Origin of the sequence: Granulicatella seriolae (assembly GCF_024543085.1) — a bacterium.
GTDB lineage: Bacteria > Bacillota > Bacilli > Lactobacillales > Aerococcaceae > Granulicatella > Granulicatella seriolae.
In genome coordinates, this window is record NZ_JANHNZ010000022.1 from 1 (window position 1) to 2,138 (window position 2,138).

Genomic DNA, 2,138 nt, shown 5'->3' on the forward strand with positions numbered 1-2,138 from the left:
GCTGGCAGCCAGCCTTAACTGACTAACGGACCACAACCCAATAGGAACTAACATACGAAGACTAGTAATAACCCATAATATTTCACTTTAAAAAAAGTGGCTAACTTGTTCTTGAAATTTGGGGATTTATTATTTATTTAATTTATCTTTTGTTTCGTCAATAAAATCTTCGGCTTTTTCTTTAATATCTGAAGTCACTTCTTTTGTTTTACCAATAGCTTGATCTAAGATACCTTCAGCTTTTTGTTTATCATCACCACGTAAATCACCGACAGTCTCTTTTGTTTTACCTTTTATTTTGTCCGTATATCCTTTATCTGTCATAAAAATTCTCCTTCTCTATATTTATTTTGTTAGCTTTTTTTACCAGTAAATAATGACACGACAGCCACAACAATAACTGCTCCAAGGATGGATGGAATAAGTGCCATTCCAGCTAAAGATGGTCCAAATGAACCAAATAAAGATTGGCCAATTGAAGAACCAATTAAACCAGCAATAATATTAGCAATCCATCCCATAGATTTTCCTTTACTTGTTATAGCACCCGCTATAGCTCCGATAACTCCACCTATTATTAATGACCAAATGAAACCCATATATATCACTCCTCATCTAAAAATATTATTATTCTACTCTGGGATCAGTTGCTTCTTTTACTTTAGTTGCTCCTTTAGAAGACACTTTTTTGACTTTGTCAGTTTGATCAGAAACGATGTCTGAAACTTCACTTGTAGCGCCACTCAACTTGTCCTGAACAGTAACACTGTCTTCTTCGTATTGTTCTTTTGTTTTAATATCTACGACATTAACATTTACTTCTATAACTTCTAGACTCGTCATATGCTTTACTTCTTTTTCAATCACTCGTTTGATGTCTTCGTATATTTTTGAAATATCTACGCCATATTCTGCAACGATATCTAAATCAACAGCAACTTCTTTTTTTCCTACTTCAACATCAATTCCTGAAGTTACATCATTATTATTAACAATCTTATCTGCTAAATTTGAAAAAAATCCACCATTAATTGTTAACAGACCAGGAATAGTTTCCAATGAAATACCAACGATTTTTTGAATAACTTTGTCTTCAAATGTTAATTCACCTTTTAACTCTGATTTTTTTACTTCTACTTGTGTTCCTTTGTTTTCCATGATTGATTCCTCCAATTTATTTATTGTTATTTTTTTATTTCTTCAAAAAATTATTTTTTTGAAGGTAGTAACCGATACAAGCACCTAGTAACGTTAAAATAATAAGGATAATTGTTTTAAAAAAACCTAAACTAAAAAATGATATAGCTAAACCGAGGCCAATAAGAGCTCCCAAAATAGGAAACCTATATTTTTTTATGAAATCTTCCATTTTCTTATCCTCCTTAAATAACACGTGAGTTATTAGCTTTTTTATTTGAAACTTGTTTTATTTCAACTGATACCTGTTTGGAGTCAGTTATTCCAAGAAAGATTGATAATTCTTGTTTTATTCGAAGAGATAATTCATTTATTTTATCAAGTAAATTGGTTTCATTATTAGAACAACTTCCTGAAATAAAAATTTTAATTCTATTTTTTTTCATTGTGACAGACACTTTTGAATTTTTTAACCATGGCTCTTGAGTCAAAATAGTAGATACAAATTGTTCAACAGCATTTTTCTTAATAGAAAGACTGCCTTTAGATTTAGAAAAATAGATTTCTGTTTTATTTCTAGGATATAAGAGAATAAAAAAGAATAAAATTATTAAGAATATGATTACTAGAATACTTCCCCAAAATAGATAAAACGGAATATAAGAACCCACAAAAGGATAATTTTCCATTTTAATAAGTTCAAAAGAAAAATTTGCCAAATATTGATTTTGTATAACATTAGTAAATAAAAGTGGAATTAATAATAATATACTTATCAAAATTAACACTTTTTTATAACGGTACATATCAGAACTCCTTTCTAACTGTTTATAATAACATTTTATTGTATATATAATTTAAAGTCAAAAAGAAAGCGTTGGTTGCGTCAAGAATTATGTGTAAATGGAAAAAACCATTCTGTCGGTTAAGTTAAAACATTGATTCTAATGTATCTTGTATTTCTTTAAAACCTTTATGAATCCGACACAAAAATTTCTGAT

Annotated in this window: 5 protein-coding genes; all 5 read right to left on the reverse strand. The window is 28.9% G+C overall.

What is annotated here, in order from left to right:
• Positions 1 to 129: 129 nt before the first annotated feature.
• The 5 genes from NPA36_RS10180 to amaP are packed head-to-tail and all read right to left on the reverse strand — an operon-like array spanning position 130 to position 1,943.
• Positions 130 to 324, reverse strand: coding sequence for a CsbD family protein (locus tag NPA36_RS10180; RefSeq protein WP_125958561.1), 195 nt, complete (start codon positions 322 to 324; stop codon positions 130 to 132).
• 29 nt (positions 325 to 353) lie between these two features.
• On the reverse strand, positions 354 to 599 hold the full coding sequence (locus tag NPA36_RS10185) for a GlsB/YeaQ/YmgE family stress response membrane protein (protein ID WP_125958562.1): 246 nt from the start codon (positions 597 to 599) through the stop codon (positions 354 to 356).
• A gap of 28 nt (positions 600 to 627) precedes the next feature.
• Positions 628 to 1,158 carry an Asp23/Gls24 family envelope stress response protein gene (locus NPA36_RS10190; protein WP_256946008.1) on the reverse strand — a complete coding sequence of 177 codons (531 nt, stop codon included), beginning with the start codon at positions 1,156 to 1,158 and terminating at the stop codon, positions 628 to 630.
• A gap of 34 nt (positions 1,159 to 1,192) precedes the next feature.
• Positions 1,193 to 1,369, reverse strand: coding sequence for a DUF2273 domain-containing protein (locus NPA36_RS10195; protein ID WP_125958564.1), 177 nt, complete (start codon positions 1,367 to 1,369; stop codon positions 1,193 to 1,195).
• A gap of 13 nt (positions 1,370 to 1,382) precedes the next feature.
• A complete protein-coding gene (gene amaP, locus NPA36_RS10200) occupies positions 1,383 to 1,943 on the reverse strand; it encodes an alkaline shock response membrane anchor protein AmaP (protein ID WP_135024353.1) in 561 nt (186 codons plus the stop codon).
• Between the last annotated feature and the right edge of the window lie 195 nt (positions 1,944 to 2,138).

What these genes read in the sequence shown, in the direction of transcription:
- NPA36_RS10180 (WP_125958561.1), bottom strand. Translation starts at nt 324, where the DNA reads ATGACAGATAAAGGATATACGGACAAAATAAAAGGTAAAACAAAAGAG.
- NPA36_RS10185 (WP_125958562.1), bottom strand. Translation starts at nt 599, where the DNA reads ATGGGTTTCATTTGGTCATTAATAATAGGTGGAGTTATCGGAGCTATA.
- NPA36_RS10190 (WP_256946008.1), bottom strand. Translation starts at nt 1,158, where the DNA reads ATGGAAAACAAAGGAACACAAGTAGAAGTAAAAAAATCAGAGTTAAAA.
- NPA36_RS10195 (WP_125958564.1), bottom strand. Translation starts at nt 1,369, where the DNA reads ATGGAAGATTTCATAAAAAAATATAGGTTTCCTATTTTGGGAGCTCTT.
- amaP (WP_135024353.1), bottom strand. Translation starts at nt 1,943, where the DNA reads ATGTACCGTTATAAAAAAGTGTTAATTTTGATAAGTATATTATTATTA.